The 21,891-nt window shown below is 68.3% G+C and carries 7 protein-coding genes; all 7 read left to right on the top strand.

Annotated elements, in window-relative coordinates; all coding sequences use genetic code 11:
* The first annotated feature begins 208 nt into the window (after positions 1–208).
* The 7 genes from P2T60_RS01675 (at position 209) to P2T60_RS01645 (ending at position 21,885) form a co-directional block, all read left to right on the top strand.
* Positions 209–2,419 carry a hypothetical protein gene (locus P2T60_RS01675; protein WP_276280823.1) on the top strand — a complete coding sequence of 737 codons (2,211 nt, stop codon included), beginning with the start codon at positions 209–211 and terminating at the stop codon, positions 2,417–2,419.
* Positions 2,416–5,904: a DUF6603 domain-containing protein gene (locus P2T60_RS01670; protein ID WP_276280822.1), complete on the top strand. Its 3,489-nt coding sequence runs from the start codon at positions 2,416–2,418 to the stop codon at positions 5,902–5,904. The genes P2T60_RS01675 and P2T60_RS01670 overlap by 4 nt, the downstream gene beginning before the upstream one ends.
* The gene (locus tag P2T60_RS01665) at positions 5,901–9,722 is read left to right on the top strand and encodes a hypothetical protein (RefSeq protein WP_276280821.1); all 3,822 of its coding nucleotides are present in this window, start codon (positions 5,901–5,903) and stop codon (positions 9,720–9,722) included. Before P2T60_RS01670 ends, P2T60_RS01665 begins: the two co-directional genes overlap by 4 nt.
* A gap of 91 nt (positions 9,723–9,813) precedes the next feature.
* Positions 9,814–16,428: a BGTF surface domain-containing protein gene (locus P2T60_RS01660; RefSeq protein WP_276280820.1), complete on the top strand. Its 6,615-nt coding sequence runs from the start codon at positions 9,814–9,816 to the stop codon at positions 16,426–16,428.
* A 1-nt stretch (position 16,429) separates the two neighbouring features.
* A complete protein-coding gene (locus tag P2T60_RS01655; protein WP_276280819.1) occupies positions 16,430–18,880 on the top strand; it encodes a lamin tail domain-containing protein in 2,451 nt (816 codons plus the stop codon).
* A gap of 127 nt (positions 18,881–19,007) precedes the next feature.
* Positions 19,008–20,921: a hypothetical protein gene (locus tag P2T60_RS01650; RefSeq protein ID WP_276280818.1), complete on the top strand. Its 1,914-nt coding sequence runs from the start codon at positions 19,008–19,010 to the stop codon at positions 20,919–20,921.
* Positions 20,922–21,129: 208 nt separating this feature from the next.
* Entirely contained in the window at positions 21,130–21,885 is a 756-nt protein-coding gene (locus P2T60_RS01645; RefSeq protein ID WP_276280817.1) for a hypothetical protein, read from the top strand.
* The last annotated feature ends 6 nt before the right edge of the window (positions 21,886–21,891 follow it).

The following is a 21,891-nucleotide window of genomic DNA, read 5'->3' as shown; positions in this document are numbered from 1 at the left end:
CCGCGACACCACCGGGCGCTGTCTCGGTCGGACCGCCGTCGAAGACGGGAACCGAGCATTCTCGTAACGTCAGTAAAATATTTAAACTGGTAGGTTTGTCTGGTATCATGGTACCGGGTATAGGAATTTTACGCGTGGCGCGGTTGAGAATCCCGTACCGGCGTCGTGGTTCGCTAGCCGGGAGCAAATCCGCCGGAGACGATTCCGGATGACCGGCGAAAAGGAGACCCAGCAGGCGAAGGAGAAAGCCGACGGGAAGTCCGTCGCCCGGAAGTCCGGTCTCGAAGCGACTAACGGTTTCTACACGAGATACGCGAGGAGCGTAGTCGAATGGAACCGAAAACAGGCCGTCGAGGGGAATCGAAACCTACTGTGGAAAATCATCGAGAACCTGCTCGTTCAGAGTCGCACCGACGAGTGGAAGAACAAGGATGGACTCCCGACCAATTCGGACCTCCGGTCGGCCCTGAAGATTCAGGGGAGCGACGACATCGAGAAGATACTGGCCAGCGGGCAGGGCAACTCGCAATCGCCGTTCGTACAACACGGGCGCGACGTGGACCGTCGCCGCCGAAGGGTGGAGGAGAAGGCCAACGACCTCCGGAAGTTCGTCCTGTACGGCGGCACGGACGTTGAGACGCCTGCCGACGCGAAGAACCTGCTCGACCAACCGTTCTTTACCGCGTTCAGGGACCTCAGCTACAGAAGCCAACTCCGAGTTGCGGTCCAGTTGACGAACGGTCTCCACTACACGCGAGTCGGAAAGGAACTCTTGGCCGAACTCGTGTTCTCGTTGCCGTTCCGGTTCCTCGACTTCTTCGACGACCCGGCGAACAAACTCTCGGGCGAAAACTTCGGTCTCGTCAAACCGCTGGACGAAAGTTACGTCCAGTCGGACGCCCCCGGAAAGCTGAAAAAGGAGTTCGACCCCGTAGTCGACGACCTCATCCGACTCGCCCAGCAGTTGATTCCCGGTGTAATCCACAGACTGACCCGAGATTACGAACGCGAGACTACCCGGAATCAGGCGCTCGAAGCCCTCGGAACCATCTTCTATCCCCTCTTCGAGAGTGAGAACGTATTCGACGAGGAGGCGGTGAAAAAGCACCTTCCGTCCACGTCGCCGAACGCGGTCCTCGGAGACCTCGCGTCGGGCGACGTTCCGTGGTCGGAGGTGGGCGGACTGGTCCCTGCGTACGTGGGGAAGAACGCGAAAGTCATCCACACGATTAGCGAGGAGACCGAGTGGGCGGACTCGGGAAACATCATCCAACGCCGTGCAGTCGCGCTGAAAGGGTTGTTCACTCTCATGGGTGGCGCAGTCCACTTCTACGGGACCGTCTCCGAGTATCAGTCGGGTAACTACGAATTGAAGGACTTCGGGAAGAACATCGTCACCCTCGGGAAGATGATGGTCGATTCGGTGTCGGTCGCAAAGGTCGTCTTCAGCGTCGCCGTAAACGAGATAGCGGACAAGATACTGGGCGTCGTCGGTCTCTTGGCGGACTGTTACGACGCGGGGATGACCCTCTACAAGTCGGTCGAGGCCTACGAGCGTAACGACCTTTCGGTGGCAGTCGGACACGGCATCGCGGGGTTAGGGGCAATCGGCGGTATCGTCAGCGGGACCGTGTTGCTAGCCGGGACCTCGAACCCCGTCGGATGGACGATTGCCGGTATCACCAGTGCCATCATGTTCATCAGCGGGGAGTCGGTCGCGGCACTGACCGCGGACTCGGCGCTCCTTCAGTGGGTCCGGCGGTCCGCATTCGGTCGGAACCACGGCGACATCGACTCGCCGGAGCCGTCCAAGTTCTACTACGGGTACGACAGCGCTGACGATGACGACCAAACCGCCGACGCCCGGATGACTGGGACGTACTACGGCTTTCAGTCCGACGAGAAGGTGGTCAGTATCAACGTGCTAGATGGAGAGGGAATCGCGTCGATGCTCAAGATTACACTAGACGAGGTGGTCGTCGCCTCCGCGACGGACGTGTTCGTTCAGCCGATAGTCGATTTGGGCAACGAGTACGAAGTCAGGCCGTTCCAGCATATCGTTCACCTCGCGAACACCGCCCACGTGAGCAATACGGCGGACCCGCCGCCGCTCAGTACGAAACTGAGTCCGGGGGCGTACGCGACACCGACGAAGCCGTCGAAGTGGGCCATCGAAATCTTCGAGGACCCCAGCGAGAACCCGTTCAGTATCAAGGACCTGCTGGGCATCGAGCGCTCGTTGCTCGAAAAAGACAGGAAACACTATCTGGAGATTGGAATCGTCCCGAGTTCGCTGAAAGACACCGAGTCGGACTCGATAGGTCCGATGATTCGTGCGAGTACCGCCGACCAGTACTCGCGGGCGTACAACCGACTACCGACGATGGTTCGTGAAAGGAAGGTTATAGATTTCCCATGAGCGACGAGCAAAATCGGCAGGACACCGCGGCAGTCCTGCTCACGGAACTGACCCGGACGGTCGAACCCCTCGTGAGAGCGGGCGAAGACCAGCAGGCGGGCTTCGACGGTGTGGCCTTCCTCATGCGGGAGGCCGGTGTCGGTCGGGAACTGTTCGGCGACGACTTCGAGACGGTCGAGAAAGAGGTCGAGGAAATCGTCTCGTCGGCCACGAAACTGTACGAACGGGTCGTGGAGAACGGCCCGCCGGACATCGGCGACGTGCCCGACCTGATGGACGGGTTGGTCGCGGTGGTCGAGTCCGTCGAGGCGTTCGGCGAGGTGGCACAGGACACCGACGCCGCGGACGCCGCCGACGCGGGCGAGCGACTGCTTGACTACCTCCTGTTGACGTACCTCGACGATTACCACCCCGTCGTCCACAACGTGCTGGCGATGCTCGGCGTCGTGAAGTACACCGGCGAGGGCGACGAGCGAGAACTCGACTTCTCGGCCGTCGGCGACGTGTTCGCCGACCCCGGCAGTATCCCCGTCCTGCTGGCGAACTGGGGCGACGGCGAGTTCACCGAGGCGCGGGCGCTCGAACTGTTCCGTGGACTCCTGCAAGGGTTGGGCGTCCCCGCGGGTCTCGAAATCCCGGACGAGACGGCACGAACCGCCCTCGGCGGCGACGACGCCGACCTCCCGCAACTCCGCGTCCCGGTGTTGATACTCGATTCGGGGACGAGCGAGGCGGGCGTCCGAGTCCTCCCCGTCCCGAAAGGCGGCGTTCCCGGACTCGGCGTCGTCCCCTACGGCACGGCGGGTCTCTCCGAGTCCATCGACCTTGGCGACGGGTGGTCGTTCGAGACGAACGTGTCCGGGAAGGTGGACAATCAGGGAGTGGTCCTCAGACCCGACGACGTGTCGTTCGAGGCGATAGACGACGGCGACCCGTTGGGGTCGCTCCACGGCGAGGCGGGCATCGAGTACTCGCCGTCGAACGCCGAGGGAGACGACACGACCTTGCTCGAAGCGCCCGGCGGGACCCGCGTGTCTGTCGGGTCGATAGCGGTCCGGGCGCGGATAGACGCGGAACTCGGGTCGGGCGGCGACCCGTCGTTCAGTTACGAAATCGGGCTTCCCGCGCGGGGGAGACTCGCAATCGACCCCGAGGAGGGCGACGGCTTCCTCCGAAAAGTCCTGCCCGAGGACGGCATCAGCTACGACTTCGACACCGAAGTCGGTTGGTCCTCGAAGAGCGGTCTCTACTTCGAGCGCGGCGGGAGTCTAGAGGTGTCGCTCGCCCAACACGCAGACCTCGGACCCGCGGTGCTGAACGCCATCCACCTCTCGCTCGGTCCCGGCGAGACCGGACTCTCCGCGTCGGCGTCGGCGTCCGCGGGCGTCGAACTCGGCCCAATCTCGGGCAACGTCGAGAAGTTGGGCATCGAGACCGACGTTGGCTTCCCCGGCGGGTCGGCGGGCAACCTCGGTCCGGTGGACCTCGGTCTCGGGTTCAAACCGCCGGACGGCATCGGCGTCTCCATCGACGCTGGCGGCGTGACCGGTGGCGGCTACCTCTACTTCGACTCGGAGAACGAGCGGTACGCGGGGGCCGTCCAGTTACAGGTCGGCAAACTCACGCTGAACGCAATCGGGTTGGTCACGACCGAACTCCCCGACGGGTCCGACGGCTTCTCTATGTTGCTCATCGTCTCCGGGGAGTTCCCGCCGGTCCAACTCGGGTTCGGGTTCACGCTCAACGGCGTCGGGGGCTTGCTCGGCGTCAACCGCTCGACCCAAATCGACGTGCTTCGCAAGGGCGTCCGGAACGGCGGGATGAACTCGGTCCTCTTCCCGAAGGACCCGGTGGCGAACGCTCAGCGAATCGTGAGCGACCTGCGGGAAATCTTCCCGCCGACCCGCGGCCAGCACGTCTTCGGCCCGATGCTGAAGGCCGGATGGGGGTCGCCGACCATCGTCACCGCCTCGCTCGGCGTGATTCTGGAACTGCCCGACCCGCTCCGGGTGATTCTCCTCGGACGACTGCGCGCGGTGTTGCCCGACGAGGAGGCCGCGCTGGTGTTCATCCAGATGAACGTGCTGGGGTCGATAAACTTCACCGAGAAGAAGGCGGGGTTAGACGCCTCGCTCTACGACTCGCGGGTCGTCACCTTCCCGATGACCGGCGGGATGGCGATGCGGTCGCGGTGGGGCGACGACTCGGCGTTCCTGCTGTCGGTCGGCGGGTTCAACCCGCGGTTCGACCCGCCGGACGCGTTCCCCGACGTGAAACGTCTCGCCATCGACCTCGTGGAGGGCGACAACCCCACCCTGCGCGCCTCGGCGTACTTCGCCATCACCTCGAACACGGTCCAAGCGGGCGCGGCCATCGACCTCCACGCCTCTGCGGGCGGGTTCGGCGTGGACGGTCACCTCGGGTTCGACGCACTGGTCCAGTTCGACCCGTTCAAGTTCTACCTCGACATCGCGGCCCATCTCATCTTCTCGACGCCCATCGGGGACCTCGGCGTCTCGCTCGACGGGACGCTCTCGGGACCGTCGCCGTGGCGCATCTGGGGGAAGGTCACGCTCGACCTCGGCCTGCTGTCGCCGTCGGTGTCGGTGGACATCACGGTCGGCGACGACGGTAGCGGGTCGCAACTCCCGCCAGCCAACCTCATGCCGAAGGTGAAGTCCGCGCTGGCCGACAACCGAAACTGGGCCACCCAGATACCCGAGGGCGGCGAGTCGCTGGTCGGCCTGCGCGAGATTCCCGACGACGAGAAGCGACTGTTGGCCCACCCGCTGGGTCACGTGCAGGTGCGCCAGCAGGTCGTTCCGCTCGGCGTCGCCATCGAGAAGTTCGGCGAGAACGAACCCGCCGACTTCACCCGGTTCGACGTGACCGCGGTCAGCGTGGACGGCGAACCGGCCGGGGGCCGGAGCGGTCCCGACCCACTGCGCGAGAAGTTCGCGCCCGCCCAGTACTTCGAGATGAGCGGAGACGAGAAGCTCTCGCGACCCTCCTTCGAGAAGTACGAGGCGGGCCGGGACGTGACCAACGACCGACTCGACTACGGCGGTGCGACCGACGACTCGGTGTCCGCCACACAGACGCTCACTTTCGAGTGTAGCTACGTGGACCGCTCGCGGGACGCCTACCGCGTCGAGCAGGGACTCGGAACAATGACAATCGACACAGCAGCGCAACTAGCCGACGCGAGCGCGGTCGCAAAGAGCGACGCCAGAACCACCGGGCGAGCCAAGTTCGCCGACGAGAACGCCCAGCAGGTCACTGTCGAGGACGCGAAGTACGTCGTCGCCGACGACGACATGACCCGAAACGAGCAGGTAGAGGGCGTCCCGGACGGCGGGACCACCTACGTCGAGGCCGAGCAAGCGATGCGGGCCTACGTCGAGTCCAACCCCCGGAAGGCCGGGTCGCTCCGGGTGGTCGGCGTCCACGAACTCGACGCGGCGGGTCGGGGAGGGTCGGCGTGAGCGACGACGCCGCCCGCTACGAGTTCCTGCCGTGGGTTCGGGAGGGGTACCAACCGCCCGACGCCGAGACGCTGGCGGACCCGATTCCGGACCCCGGCGCGCTGTCGGTGTCGCTCACCCTCCGCGGCGAGGGCAAGGGCGACTCGCGCGAGGAGACCGTCTCGCTCGACGTTGACATGTACGGTCCCGGAGACGTGGTCGGCATCGACGGCCGACAGGTCGTCCGGATGGAACCCGAACCCGACACCGGCGACTTCGCGCCGAACTACTTCCCGATGGTGGAGTTCGACCGGCCCGACCTGCCGTGGCTTTTCAGTCCGGTGTCGGCCGACGGCGAGGGGAAACTCCGGCCGTGGTTCTGCCTCGTCGTGGTCGAACAGCAGGAGGGCGTCGAGCTGTCGGCGTCCGGCGAGAAACCGCTCCCGACGCTGACCATCGGCGGTCCGGCCGACCCCGCGCGGGAACTCCCCGACCCGACGAACTCGTGGGCGTGGGCGCACGCCCAAGTCGTCGGCGCGGGGAGTTCCGGGGGCGACCCGGTGCGCGACGAACTCGAAGCCAACTCCACCAAGACCGTCGCCAGACTGGTCGCGCCGCGGCGACTCGAACCGGGGAAGTCCTACCACGCCTGCGTCGTACCGACGTTCGAACCCGGCAAACTCGCGGGTCTCGGCGAGGAACCGTACCCGGAGTCGGGCGGCGACTCCGGGGGAGGTAGCGACTCCGGGAGTGGAGATGACTCGGGCGGAAGCGACTCCGGCGGCGAGAGCGACGGAACCCGTCGCTCGGACGACGTGGCGATGGCGTGGAGCCTCGACGGTCTCGGCGACCGCATCGAACTCCCGGTGTACCACAGTTGGGAGTTCAGCACGGGCCGGGAGGGGGACTTCGAGTCGCTGGTCCGGGAACTCGAACCCGAGGTCCTCGCCGGACTCGGCTACCGCGACGTGGACGCCAGCGACCCCGGCGTCGAAGCCCTCTCGACTCGCCGGACGCCGACCGACGTTCGACTCGAAGGCGCGCTCAAGTCGGCGGAACTCGACCGACTGCGCTACCCCGACGAGATGCGCGCGGAACTGACCGCGCTCGCCAACGCCGACGACCCCGACGGCGACGGCACGCCGACGTTCGGCCCGCCGACCTACGGCAAGTACCACGCCGACGTGAGCGAGATTCCCGACTCGGGGTCGTCGTGGGTTCGCGAACTCAACGTGGACCCGCGCCACCGCATCGCGGCCGGGTTCGGTGCCGAGGTGGTCCGCGACCAGCAAGAGCAGTTGCTCGGGTCGGCGTGGGACCAAGTGGGCGAGATTCGGGCCGCCAACCGACTGCTCCGGCGGGCGCGACTCGCCCGCGAAGCCAGCAACCGCGCGCACGACGAGTTGACCGACCTGTCCCCGGCCGAGGCGGTGTCGGCGACGGCCGGGATGCACGACCGAGCGCGCTGGAACGAGAAGGCGACGACGTTCCGGCGGGCCATCGAGGACAGCAAACTCCCCGCGGCCACCGTCTCGCGGGAACTCCGGCGACTGCTCCGGCCCGACGGCCCGATAGCCGGGCGAATCGGCGACGCCGCGCCCGACCAGTCGGAGATAGTGGACGCCTTCGACCCGGCGAGCGAGGGCACCTCTCCGGTCCGCATCGAGCGCGAGGGGTTCCCGGACGGCGCGAGACTGCTGACGCCCGAGAAGCGCGACGGCTACGAGTACGGCGGGTTCGCCGAACTCTGCGAAGTCGTCGGAGGGCAGTCCGGCCCGTCGTCGCCCGGCCCGGTCCTCCACGACGAGGCGAAGACCGACGGCGACGAACTCCGCGAGGAGTGCTGGTCGGCGCTCGAAGACGCCAGAGGGGTAGTCCAGAAGACCCGCGAAGGGGTCGAGGACCCCCGCCTCCGAGCGATTCTCGCCGACCTCGCGGCCGAACTCGCAGTCGTCGGCCGCGAGGAGGGCGGCGAGTTCGACGGGTCGAACAACCTGCTCGCTGGCGTGGACGAGACTGTCGAGGACGGCGACGACGCGACTCGCGTCGTCGCCTTCTTGGGTGCGGTCGCTCGGGCCTTCGAGACCGTCTCGGACGCCGCCGACGGCGTGGAGCGACTGGCCGACGACCTGTCGCCCGACGACGCCGCGGTCGTCAGGGGCAACTTCGGCGACTACCGGGCGGCGTGCAGAACCTTCGAAGTCGCGCTCGCGGCCCGAGCGTTCCGGCAACTCCGCGCGGTCTGCGCCGTCGTCGTCGGCGTCCCCGACGACCTGCCCGCGGACGGAACCGGAGTCGAAGACGTGCGAGTCGCGTGCCGGGCGGTCTGTGGGGAGTCCGCGAGCAGTCCGGGCGGACTCGTAGCGGACTTGAAGACGCTGGTCGGCCAGTCGTCCCACGCCCGAGCGACCGACGTGATGGCGGAGATTCGCCGACTCGTCGCCGTGACCGGCGACCGACTCGCCGAACTCCGCGAGTCGGGTGCGCCCGTGGAGTCGGCCGTGACGAGTTGGCGGGACGTGAACGCCGTCTTCGACCTGCTCGCGGCGACGATGGGCCACTCCGGGCGGAACGCGGTCCGGTCCCGCGTGGCCGAGACCGTCTGTCCGCCGTACGACGACGAACCGTCTGCGGGCGAACCGATAGACCTCGGGCGCGCGAAGGCCGCACTCCTCGACGCGACCGACCCCGAGCGGGCGGTTCCCCGCCGAATCAGCCGACGGCTCGGCGGCGCGACCGGCGGCCGCGAGGACCCCCTCGACGAGATTCTGGCGGCACCGACGTTCGACGAGCCGATGTACGAACCGCTGGCCGACCTCTCGCAGGACTACCTCCTGCCGGGGGTCGGCGACGTGCCCCGAGACTCCATCGGCGTCCTCGAAACCAACCCCGAGTTCGTCCGGTCGTACATGGTCGGGTTGAACCACGAGATGGCCCGCGAGTTCCGGTGGCGCGAGTACCCCACCGACATGCGCGGGACCTACTTCGACCGGTTCTGGGGCGCGGAGGGCGCGGTCCCGGTCCCGGACGACCCCGCCGACATCGAGGCCATCCACACGTGGGGCGTCGGGAGCGACCCGAAGCGACTCGACGCACCGCTTGCGCGCGACGAGGACGGCGACGAGTCCAGTGACGGAGTGGGTGGCGGCGAGGGCAACGTCGTCCTGCTGATTCGCGGGGAACTCCTCCGGAGATACCCGAACACGACGATTTACGCCGTGAAAGCCGCGCCCGGGGAGGAGGGCGACGACGGCGACGACCAGACCCAGACCGGGCGCGTGCCCGACCTCCCGACCGGGACGAACGACGAGGCCCCCGACCCGACGGCCGACGACGTGGCGTTCCCGATGTTCCGGGGGCACCTCGACTCGGACGTGACGTTCTTCGGGTTCGACCTCGGCGTGGACGAGGCCAGAGGCACGCCGGGGAGCGACGACGAACTCGGCTGGTTCTTCGTCGTCGAGGAAGCGCCGGGCGAACCCCGACTCGGACTCGACGTGAGCGACGGCGACGTGGGGACCGTCCCCGACGGCATCCGGACGGGCGACGGGTCCACCGGAGGCGGCGGGTCGGGCGGTATCGACGCCGAGTCCGGGTGGGCCGCGCTCTCGTGGGGCCACGTCGTCGGGGGCGCGGGCGAGGACCCCCTCTCGGAGTTGCGCTACATCGACACCGAAACCGCGGTGCCCGGCGCGTCCGGGTGGGAGTCAACCGAGGACCCCGCGGAATGGGGCAAGAACGGCGCGCACATGGCGGCGATTACGTGGCAGAAACCGGTCCGCATCGCCATCCACGCCGACGACATGCTCCCGGCAGACGAGGACGGAGGGGCCGCGTGACGCCGCTCGCGGCCGGACGAGACGAACCGCGAACAGCCACGACTACACGACAGATGACAGCAGAGACACCACTTCGCCGGAGGCACAGCAGATGAGTACCGACCGACAGTCCCGACTCGCCGAGACCCGCGAGCGACTGGCCCGCGTCGAGACCGAAGTCCGGTCCGGGGCGGCGGTCCTCGCCGACCTGACCGACGCCGTAGAACGGTCAGCGAGCGACCCGGAAGCGGACGCACCCCAACCGAGCCACGTAGCCGACCGCGCTCGCGCGACGTTCGAGCAGTTCCAGCTCGCGGAGTTCGACTGGCTGTGCGCCGAGATGCGGGTCGCCTTCGGGACCTACAACCGGGCGGCGTTCGACGCCGCCCTCGCCGACCTCCGGAAACCCTTCGCGGACCTCGCGGCGGCGACGGTCGAGCGACGACTCGACGCCGCGCTCGACGCCCGCTGGCAGGTCCGGGACGCCGACCCGAGGGAGGCGGCCGCGGCCGTCCGGGACGCGTTCGAGGCCGACGACCGGGACGCCTACGAGGACGCCGTGGACCGACTCGACGACTACCCCGCCGACCGCCGGGAGGCAATCGAGCAGTACACCGCCCACCTGCCGCGACTGTTCGGGACCACGTACCGAGACGGGGCGGCCGACGGCGTGGCCGCGCTGGAGGACGCCTTCGAGACCGACGACGGCGAGGCGTTCGAGACCGAACTCCGAGGGGTGGAGTCGGCCTTCGAGAGCGACCACGACGAGGCCATCGGCGAGCGGGCGGCGACCCTCGGGTCCGGACTGAACGACGGTCCCGTTTCGTCGGCCCGCGAGCAGGTCGCGGCGTTCCGGGCCGACGTGTCGGCCGCCCAGTCGCTCGCCGACGACCTGACCTACCGACTCAACGCCGACCTCTCGGCGACGGTCGAGTCCTACCCCGACGACGCGACGACTGCGCTCGCGACACTGGCCGACCCGCTCCAACCGGTGTTGATGCTCCCGGTGCAACTGGAAACGCGATTCACTCCGGCCGACTCGTGGGGCGACTGCCGACTCCAGATTCGGGTCTACCCCGACGACGTTCACGTCGATACCCACGAGCGCGGTCTCACGGCGGCCGAACGCGCGGCGGGCAGGCGATTCTGGGAGCGCGTCTGGTGGGCCGCCCACGATGTGCCGACGAGTCTCCTCGACGCCGAACTCGGCAACGTCGGCGAGTCCGACCTGCTTGACGACGTGGACCTGTCGTCGCTCCCCGAGAGCGCCGACGACCGACACGAGGCGGTCCTGCGCCGGGCGTGGAACGCGCTGGTCGAGCGGTTCGACGAGAACCGCGCGGCGTGGGTGAAGCGAGCGACAGCACCGCCGCAGGCCGACGACCTGCTCGGCGGCCCGATAGCCCCGGCGCACCTCGATTCGGTCGCGTTCTCGGCGCTCGGCGACGACGTGCCGACCCTGCCCGCGGCGTGGACCAGACCGCCGCGCGCCCGACTCCTGCCGGACCGCTGGGTCGCCGTCGTGGACCTCGGCGACGAAGTGCGAACCGTCGAGGGAGAGGCCATTCGGGAACCGCTCCCGGTCGGTCCGGGACCCGACCCGAGGACCGACACGGACGGCGCGGACGCCACGGGTGCGCCCGACTGGACCGTGGACTTCGAGGCGGCCGAGCGAATCGGCATGGCCCTCGAAACCGAACTCTCCGAGCAGGAGGCCCGAGACGGAATCGACTCCATCGTCGTGGTCGGCGTGAAGTCCTCGATGACCGCCGCGGCGTCCGCGGAGTCGGTCGGCGACCTGCTCGACGCCCACCGGTTCACCGACGGCCTGTCGTTTCTCGAACAGGGAACGGCGACCAACAACACGGGCGAAGCGAGCGCCGGGAGTTCGCCCAGCGCGAGCGGAACCCGGTCGGACGGGGTGGCCGTCGAGTGTGGCCCGTCGCTCGCCCGGCCGGGCACCGACGGCGCGAAGGCCGCCAGACTGCTCGGACTCGACCCCGAGCAACTCGGCGACGAGTCGCGCGAACACGTCTTCGGTCACGTTCCGGGTGCCGACGCCATTGAGCAACGCGACGCCAGACAGTTCAATCAGGCGCTCTGGTCGGCGACGTGGGGCTACTACGTCCCGCACATGCTGGCTCCCGCGGTGGCCGAGGGCAACGGCGGCAACCTCGACTACGAGGCACTGCTGACGTGGCTCGGAGCCTACCGCGACCACTTCGTGGAGTACGTCCGGGGCCGGGGACCCCTGCCGACGCTCCGCGTCGGCGACCAACCCTACGGCGTCCTCCCGGCGACGAGCCTCGACGGGTCTCGCTGGCGGGAGCTGTCGCTGGCGGGCGACGGCGACGACGAACTTCTCGGGGCGGGCGACTCCCGGCGCTTCCCGGACCTCGACGTGCTTTCGGACCTCGTGGACATCGTTCGCGCGCTCCGGCCGGTGTGGGAGCGGTCGAGCGACGACGTGACCGTCTTGGACGACGTGGCCGACGGGTGGTCTCCCGTCGAGGACCTGCTCGAGATACTGAGCCTCGACGCCACGAGCGTCGGCTACCGGACCCGCGCGCAGTACGGGAGCGAACTGCTCACCGACGCCACCGAGGACCACGGACTCGCCGCCGACATCGAGAAGGCAATCCGGAGCGTGAAGCAGTCGGTCGGAATCGACTACGTGGAGAAGGCGCTCGGCGGGTCGCAGACGACGGTCCCGCGAGTCGCCGAGACTCTGCTGTGGGGGCCGGAGAGCGAACCCATCGACCCGCTGGTGAGCGACGACTTGGACCCCTTTCTCGACGCGCTTCTGGGGTCGTCGTTCGAGTCGCTCGCCGTCGCCGACCCCGGCCCGGAACTCGTGGACGTTATCGACGAGTCGCCGCTCGGCGACGCCCGCGACCGGTTCGAGTTCGTCGGGCAGGAGTTCGGGTCGCTCCTGCAGGCGTTGCTCTACTACGCCACGCTACAGGAGTACGCGGCCGCTCGGGTCCGACTCGGCCACCTCTACGACGACGGCCGGACCGACATCGACCGCCTGCTGTCGGGCGAGGTCTGGAGACTCGTCCCCGAACCAGAACGCTACGGCCACGGCGACGAGGGCATCGTCCAGCGACTCTACGACCCGGTTCCCTCGACGCTCGCCGAGCATCCGGCGGTGTCGGAGGACGATAACTACGTCGAAGCCCTCGACCGGGTTCGGGCCAGCGACCCCGAATCCGCCGTCTCGCCGCAGTTGCAGGCCCACACCGACAGCCTCCGGTACATCCAAAAGCGCGACTTCGACCCGGAGACCGCCGAGCGACTGCTGACCGAGACGCTGGACTTGGCGAGCAACCGACTCGACGCGTGGGCCACCTCGATAGCGACCCGGCGTCTGGACGACGTTCGCGACCACCAGACCGCCGAGGGCGACTCCGGTCTCTACGTCGGCGGGTGGGGGTACGTCACCGACATCGCCAAGACCGACGACCCCGACTCGGAGGGTTACCTCCACGCGCCCTCGATAGAACACGCGACGACCGGCGCGGTCCTGCGGAACGGGAGTCTGGCCTTCGAGGACGAGCGCGCGGACTTGCTGGACCTCGACCTCTCTCCCGAGCGAGTCCGGGCCGCGATGGAGGTCGTCGAGACGGTCCGGGCGGGCGAACCCCTCGGGACGCTACTGGGCTATCGCTTCGAGCGCCGACTCCGAGAGACCGACTCCCCGCCGGACCTCGACAAGTACCTCCGGGAGTTCCGGGCACTCGAACCTCCGGTCGCTGGCAAGCAAGCCCGCGAGGGCGACGGCGGGACGCCGACCGAAGCGGCGTCCCGAGATGTCGTGGACGGACTCGCGCTCTATCGGACGTGGCGCGACGACGGGATTCCGTGGGGCCGGAGCGTCGATGGGTCGCCGACCGGTCAGACGCTTCCCGACGAGGAGTCCGACCCCGCGGCGTACAACGCAGTCCAGCTAATTCTGGACGACATCCACGACACCATCGACGCCGTGAAAGACCTGCTGACAGCAGAGAGCGTCCACCAGTTGCTTCAGGGCCGGTCGATGCGCTCGGGGGCCTCGCTCGACGCGCTGGCCCGCGGCGAAGCGCCCCCGGAGATAGACGTGGTGGAGACGCCCCGGAGCGCCACCGGCGTCACCCACCGAATGCTGGTGCTGTTCGGCGACAGCGACCCCGAGTCGCCCGAGGCGTGGCCGACGACCCACCGGCAGGTCCGGGCGACGGCGGAACCGAATCTGGACGCGTGGGTCGCCGACCTGCTCCCCGACCCCGCGACGGTCGCCTGTGCCTGCACCTACGAGGTCCGCGACGACGAGGGCGCTGTCGTCTCGGAGGGCGGATACGGCGTCACGCTGGCCGACCTCGGCCTGTCGCCGCTGGACCTGCTCGCGGTCGTGGAGGGCGGCGTCGAGGCACAGCAGTCGGAACTCGAACAGCGCGTCCGCTATCACCTCGCCCGCGAGCGCGGACTGCCCGAGAACGCGACGGTCGAACTCACCTTCCGGGCGGTCTCGGAGTGGGACCACGACGTTAGGACCCTCGACGGCCTGTCTTCGCTCGACGGTCTCGTGAGTTTCGGCGAGGTGCTGGCGGCCGTCGAACCCGCGAGCGACCTCGTTTCGACCGGACGACCCGCCGACGCCCGCGACCTCCGGGAACCGGCGTCGGCGGGCGGACGGAACCGGGACGCCGACGCGCTCCGGACGCGGGCGAACGCCGTCGTCGGGAAACTCGCCGGGGCGGACGCCGACCTCGGGCGGACGCTGGCGGTCCTCGAACCGGACGAGGACGGCCGCGACGACCTGACCGGGTTGGATGCGGTCGGCGATGCGGTGGCCGCGCTCCCGCCGAGCGACGTGACCCTCGACGGACTCGCGGCCGACCTCGACGGCGTGGACTCGGCGGCGGTCCGGGCGGCGGTCGGTCGCCTCGCCGACGCGCTGGCGGCCGGACTGGTCTCGCTGGCGACGGTCGATGGCGAGGTCCGACTCGAACCGACCGCCGACGCCACCGTCGAGGGCGTGGTCGCGGCCGAGCAGGGCACCGAACTGGGCGTCCGTCTCCGGGCGTCGGGAAGTCAGCCACTGCTCCTGTCGGCGGACGTGACGGTCGAACGGGGCGGCAGGTTCGCCGCCGACTTCGACCTGAGCGCGGTGCCGGAAGGAACCGCGTTCTCGGTGACGGTCCACGGCCCGAACGGGACCGTCGGCCAGCAGTCCGGGACCGTCGTCTCGTCGGTCGAAGAGACGCCCTCGGTCGCGCCGGGCGTCGGCCCGGTGTCGGTCCCGGCGCTGACGGCGTTCGCCGAGACGGCCCGGACGCTCCGGCGAGTCGGAGACGCCGCCCGACCGCTCCGGGAGGCGCTGGCCCGGACCGACTTCGGACCTCTGCGGACTCTCGACGCCGAAATCGACTGGTCGGCGGTCCGCCAGCGCGACGACTGGGACGACGCGTGGCCCGCCGACCTGACCGACGACGTGGACGACCTGCTGGCGCTCCCGCCGGTCGCACTGCCGGGGTTCGACCACGAGGACCTCTCGGCCGGAGCGTGGCGGGACCTGCTGGATGCGGTCGAAGCGCTCGCGTCCGGCGCGGGAACTGACCTGCTGGCCTACGAGAGCGAGGAACTGAGCGAACTCGGGGACGCGCTCGGCCGAGTTGCCGACCGAGAGGACGCCGCGGTCGAGCAGACACTGGACGCCGCACTGGGCAGTGCGGCGTCGTCGCTCCGGGACCTCGACGCCCTGACCGGGACCGCCAGCGCCGCGGTCTCCGGGTTCCGACTCGGGACGTTCGAGACCGTCCGGGACGCGCTGATGGCGGCGTCGCACTTCGGCGTCGGCGCGAGCGTTCCGCAGGTCGCCACCGGCTACGGCGAGGACGCCCGAGAGACGCTGACGCGGCAGGCCGCGGCGGTGGCCGACGAGGTGTCGGCGCGACTGGCCGACGCGCCCGCCGACAGCGGAGCGGCCGACCCGGACGCCGAGACCGAACTCGCGCGCATCGAGACCGTCTTCGAGGAGTCGTTCACCGTCCTCGCGCCGTTCGCGCCGACGAACCCGACCGAACTCGGGTCGGCGCTGTCGGTGTCCCACAGCGACTCGCTCCAGAACCGCGAGCGGAACCCGCTAGCGGTCGAGACGTGGTTCCGGCGAAACGCCACCGTCCGGGACGCTCCGGAGACGCTGGGCCGGGCGTTCGCCAGCGCCGAGGCCCTCGCCGGGCCGTCGGCCACTTTCGACGCCGAACAGCGCGGTTCCCGGCTTCGGGTCGGCCAACTCCCCTACGTCAAGGACGACGACTGGGTGGGCCTGCCCGAGGCGTGGGACGACCGGCGACCGGCGGGTCGGTTGTCGCTCGTGACCCACGCCGCGACCGGCCACGGGGGGCGTCCGGTGGCCGGACTGTTCGTGGACGAGTGGGTCGAGTCGGTGCCCGACGAGTCCGAGACGACCGGCGTGGCCTTCCAGCACGACCGGCCGACGAACCAAGCGCCCCAGTCGATGCTACTGGCGGCACCGCCGAACCGCGACGGATGGTCGGTGGACGCGCTCGCCGACGTGGTGTCCGAGACCATGGCGCTGGCGCGGTCCCGCGCGGTGGACGCCGCGACGTTGCGGGACCTCGGGCACGTCCTGCCCGCGCTGACCTACGCCCGCGACGGCGTGGACGGTCCCGCCGACCCGCGGACGGTTTCGGTCGACCTGACCGACCTGCTAGGAGGTAACTGAGATGGAATCTACGACGACGTGGCGACGACTGGAGCCTCGCACCCGAGACGAACGACTCGCCGGTAGCCTCCGGGCGTCGGTCCACGACCCGGCGTGGTCGCTGGCGAGACAGTGGCAACTCGGCGAGTTCGACGGCGTTGACGCCGGGTCGCCGATACGGGTGGACCTCTCGGTCCGCCGACGGCCGGTCACGGCCTACGGCTTCGGCGACGAACGCGGGCGCGACTCCGGCGCGTACACGCCGGAGTCGCCGCCGCTGGAGGTGCTGGCCGAGCGCGAGCGAGTGAGTCGCCGGTTCGACGACCCCGACCGGAACCTCCGGGACGCCGCCGACGCGGGCGCGCAGTTCCTGCGCCTGCTGGCGACCCACGACGAGTCGTTCGACTACGCGGCGGCCGACTTCGCGGACGCACCGGCGCTCGACGCCTACGACGAGGTGGACAGCCTGTTGCTCGACGTACCCGACGAGGACTTGGACGCCGAGGGCGAGCGGTTCGCCGCGGTCGTCTCGGGTCGGGCGCTCGACGGCGACCGACTCTATCACGTCCTCACGAAGGCCGAGATGGGCCTGAGCGGGCCGCTTCCGCTCCCCAACGAGTCGCTGGAGACCGACGACGGCTACGACCAGTCGTACCTCGACGCCGTGAGCGAGTTCCGGGAGTGGTACGGCGAGGTGTACTCCGAACCCGACGGCGAGGCCGACGCGTGGGACCCCGAACGACTGGAGTACGAGTTCGAGGTAGCCGCCGGGAGCGACAGCGACCGGCGGAGTCTCTCGGTCGAAGCCTACGAGGGCGGCGGACTCGACTGGTACGACTTCGCGGCCCGGAAGGGGTCGCCGCCCGAACCGCCCGAGGACGCCGCGGTCCCCGAGACCGAGACGGTGACGACCGCGACCCGGCCGACGCCGGTCCGGTTCGGCGGGATGCCCGCCCGTCGCTGGTGGGCGTTCGAGGACGGCGAGGTCAACGTCCCGAACGTCGATGCCGCCGCGGAGGACATCTCGCGGCTCCTGCTGGCGGAGTACGCGCTGGTGTCGGGTGCCGACTGGTTCCGGGTCCCCGTCGAGTTGCCCGTCGGGACGCTGGCGACCGTCGAGGACCTGACCGTGACCGACACCTTCGGCCGGGAGACCGAGGTGCGTCCGACCGCGGGCATCGGCGACTCGTGGCGACTGTTCGACTTCACCTTCCAAGCGGGCAACGACGTGGAGCGAAGCCTCTTTTTGCCGCCGACCGTCACGGAGTCGCTGGAGACCGACCCGGTGGAGACGGTGACGTTCGCCCGCGACGAGGGCGCGAACGTGGCGTGGGCGCTGGAGGAAGCCGTCGAAGGACCGCTCGGAACGCGACTCGACCGCCACGAACAGAGCCAGCAGGCCGCCGGGAAAGCGGCCGACGCGCCGGTCCAACCGACGACCGACGCGGACTGGGCCTATCGACTCTCGACCGGCGTGCCCGACTACTGGCATCCGCTGGTTCCGGTCCGGCGGGGTCGCCGGGCGACGGACCTCGAACGCGGCGAGATGCTGGTCGCGGACCGCGACCACGACACCGACCCGAAGGGCGCGATTCTGGACGAGCGAGACGCGTCCATCCCCGAGGAAGAGGTGCCCAGAACCGGCAAGCGCGTCACCCGCCGCTACCGTCACGCCCGGTGGACCGACGGTTCGACCCACCTCTGGAGTAGCCGCGAGGCGACGGTCGGCACGGGTGAGGTGTCCAGTGACCTCCAGTTCGACGTTATCGCCGAGCGACCGCCGGGCGAGACCGGGGCGCTGTCGGTCGCGGTCGTCAGCCAACGGTCGGCGGGCGGCACCTTCGAGAACCTCGACGAGGAGTACGTCGCGTTCCGGAACGCCGCCGGGCGGACGCTCGACCTCACCGGGTGGACCGTCGCGGACCGCGCGGGCCACGAGTACGCCTTCCCCGAGGGGTTCACCATCGACGCGGGCGACGTGGTGCGCCTCCGGACCGGCGAGGGAGACGACGACGAGTCGGACCTCTACTGGAATAGCGGCGCGCCGGTGTGGAACGACGCCGTGGACGAGATTCACGTCTACGACGAGGAGGGCGCTCCCGTCACGACCCAGAGCTATCCGGACCTCGGGTCGGTTCCGGACGACTCGCCGTTCGAGTGTCTGGTCGAACCCGACGCGCCGGGCGACGACTTCGAGAACCTGACCGGCGAGTTCGTCGCCTTCCGGAACGTCGGCGACGACCCGGTGGACCTCACCGGGTGGCGCGTCGAGGACCTGTCGGGTCGGCGCTACGAGTTCCCCGACGAGTTCGTCGTGGACGCGAGCGACTGGTGCGTCGTCGTGACCGGCGACGGAACCGACAGCGACCCGGTTCTCTACTGGGGCGCGGACAAACCCGTCTGGAACAACGACGGCGACGCGGCGTTGCTCTACGACGACCGCGACGTGTTGATAGCCGGGACGCTCGTCTGAGCGCCACACTGCGAGCGAGTCGGCGGTTAAGACCGCCGACTCGCTCGCAGTGTCTCGGCGAGATAGTTTATATTTCTAACTTTTTAGACGGCAACACTCATATATTCTGCATTCGCAGAACCGAATAATGACATTTCGAACGGAATTCCTATTGGTCGTGATACTACTGGTCGGGGCGTTGGCGTTCGCCCCCGCGCCAGCGAGCGCCCACTGCGAGGAGATTTCGGAGGACTACCAGTTCGAGGACGGCGGGACCGAGCAGTCGGCGGCCCAGACCATAAAGAGCGGCGACTACGTGGAGTTGGGTTCGAACACCGACTCGGGACGCTGGTTCAAAATATACGTCGAAAAACCGGGGAGCGCAATCGTCCCCGAGGACTGGTGTATCAAGACCGACGAGTCGTACACCTTCTACCTGCACAGAGAGACGGCGAGCGGAACCGAGCGCATCGGCATCTGGGGATGGGACGACTTCAGCGAGGAGTACGAACGACAGAGTTACCCGACCGTAGAGGAGTCGGGATGGTACTACATCTACGTCGATTTCTACCGGCGGTACAGCGCCGAGGACACCCACGTCCAGTTCGAGGTCCAGCAGTCGAGTTCCGAGAAGTTCGAGGTGGACACCTTCGAGCTGTTCCCGTCGTCGCCGACGGTCGGCGAAGAAGTCACAACGAGACTCACGGTGTCGAACACGAACGCGGGACTCGACTACAACGAGGAGAAGGCGGGTGACTTCCGGGACAACGCCACCGTCACCCTCGAAGTCGGGTCCCGCGTCGTCGGCACGAAGCAGGTGTCGCTCGCCGAAGACGAGTCCACGGACGTGGAGTTCTCGTACACGTTCGCCCCCGACGAGTCGGGTGACGTTTCGGTCACGGCGGAAGTCGTCCCGACGTGGGCCGAGTCCGGGAGTACCGAGACCAAGCAGGTCGGGGTCGAACTCAACGATTTGGACGGCGACGGACTCATCGACAGCCGCGAGGAAGAACTCGGGACCGACCCACGAAACGAGGACACCGACGGCGACGGCCTGACCGACGCCGAAGAAGTCGAGGGCGAGACGGACCCGCTGGAAGCGGACACCGACGGCGACGGACTCGACGACGGCGCGGAACTCGACGCCGGAACCGACCCGCTGACCGCCGACTCCGACGGCGACGGACTCGACGACGGGGACGAGTCGGACGCCGGTTCCGACCCGCTCGCGGTCGATACGGACGGCGACGGTCTGGACGACGGCACGGAAGTCGAGGAGGGAACCGACCCGACGAACGCCGACACCGACGGCGACGGCCTGACCGACCAAGAGGAACTGTCCACCGGGAGCGACCCGACGAAAGCCGACACCGACGGCGACGGGTTGCCCGACGACAAGGAGGCCGAACTCGGCACGGACCCGACGGACGCCGACACCGACGGCGACGGTCGGTCGGACGCCAGCGAGGTCCGGAAGGGTCTCGACCCCGTAGAGAGCAACCCGGAAACCGAATCGGCCACGGTCCGGGGCAGTGGCGGCGGTGGCGAGAATGTAGTCGAACAGAAGTCGCTCAACGTCGCCAGCGACCGGGTGAACCTCCTGTTGCGCGGAGAGAAGACCATCGTGGGCCGGGACGAACCCGCGATTTTGACGTTCAGCGCGTCGAATCTCATCTCCAACGACGGCCAGATGCACGTCCAACTCATCATCGAGACGCCCAGCGGCGTCTCCGTGGAGGGAACCGGGTTCGTGGACAGCGGAAGCGGCCAGTACGTCCGGACGATGACGCTCTCGCCCGGCGGCACGAAGGGACTCGAAATCGAACTCTCGGCGAACGAACCGGGACGGTTCGGCATCACCGGTCACGCGGTGTACTACTTAGGCGAGGACAAGGACAACGCCACGAGCAAATCGGTCACGATTCCGCTACAGGTCCTCTCCGAGGCCCAGACCGGCGACGAGAGCACCGAAACCACGAGTTCCACGGAGACGCCCGGATTCGGCGTCGGAGCGGCGGCGTTGGCGCTCGCAGGGTTCGTCCTCCTCGCTCGTCGCCGATAGCGGCCCGTCGTCGGGCCACCTATTAAAGAAAAATTACACTTCGGAGGTGCTATCACCGAAACAGTACGATTCGGTGCGGTGACTCATCGAGCAAATCTCGGATATTCACGCGTTTCAGGCCAATTACGCCCCCTTTATTCGTAATGCATTACTCGTAACTTTACTCGTAAAGATATATATACAAGGAGTGTTATATCGGAGACGAGAGATGAAAGATACCAAACTTCAGCGCGCGTTCGTCGCAATGACGGCGCTTCTCGTCCTCGGGGCGGGAGTCGCCGCTCCAGCGGCCGCACAGCTCCAGAGTAACACCACGGCTCAGAACACGACCCAGACTACCACCACCGCGGCGGCACCCGCCACCACCCAAGGCGAGTGTGGCGACCTGTCCTCGCCGCCGAGCATGGACCAAGCCCGACTGTACGCGCCTCAGAAGACCGTCAAGGCGTCCCAGCCCGGTGAAATCTCGGGGGGCTTCCAAGTCTCACCGACGGCGACCTGTCCCGTCGTCGTCCAAATCACGATGAGCGTCCCGAGCGGGATGACCATCCAGGGTTCGTCCGACATCCTCTCGGGCGGTGCTGGCATGGTTTCGGGTAGCTTCGAGGTCCGACCGCAGGGCGGCATCAAGGACATCCGCGCGAACGTCTACAGCACCAACACCGGCAAGCGCACCGTCACCGCCGACATCACCTACTGGCCCAAGGGCCACAAGGACCTCGCGCAGGAAATCGACGGCATGTCGTTCACCTTCGACGTGAAAGAACCCGTCGAGGCGACCGAGAACACCGGAAGCGAGCAGACTCAGACGACTTCGGGACCGGCACCGGAGGAGTCCGAGAGCAGTCTGCCCGTCTCCCAGAACCTGCTGATTATCGGCGGTCTCATGTTCATCCTGCTGGTCGCGGTGCTGGCGATGACCAAGATGAGTCCGCGGGACATCAACATCGGAGTCAAAAAGTGACGGTCC

Origin of the sequence: Halorussus caseinilyticus, from assembly GCF_029338395.1 — an archaeon.
GTDB lineage: Archaea > Halobacteriota > Halobacteria > Halobacteriales > Haladaptataceae > Halorussus > Halorussus caseinilyticus.
The sequence above is the reverse complement of the archived record's forward strand: the minus strand, read 5'-3'. Positions and strand labels throughout refer to the sequence as shown.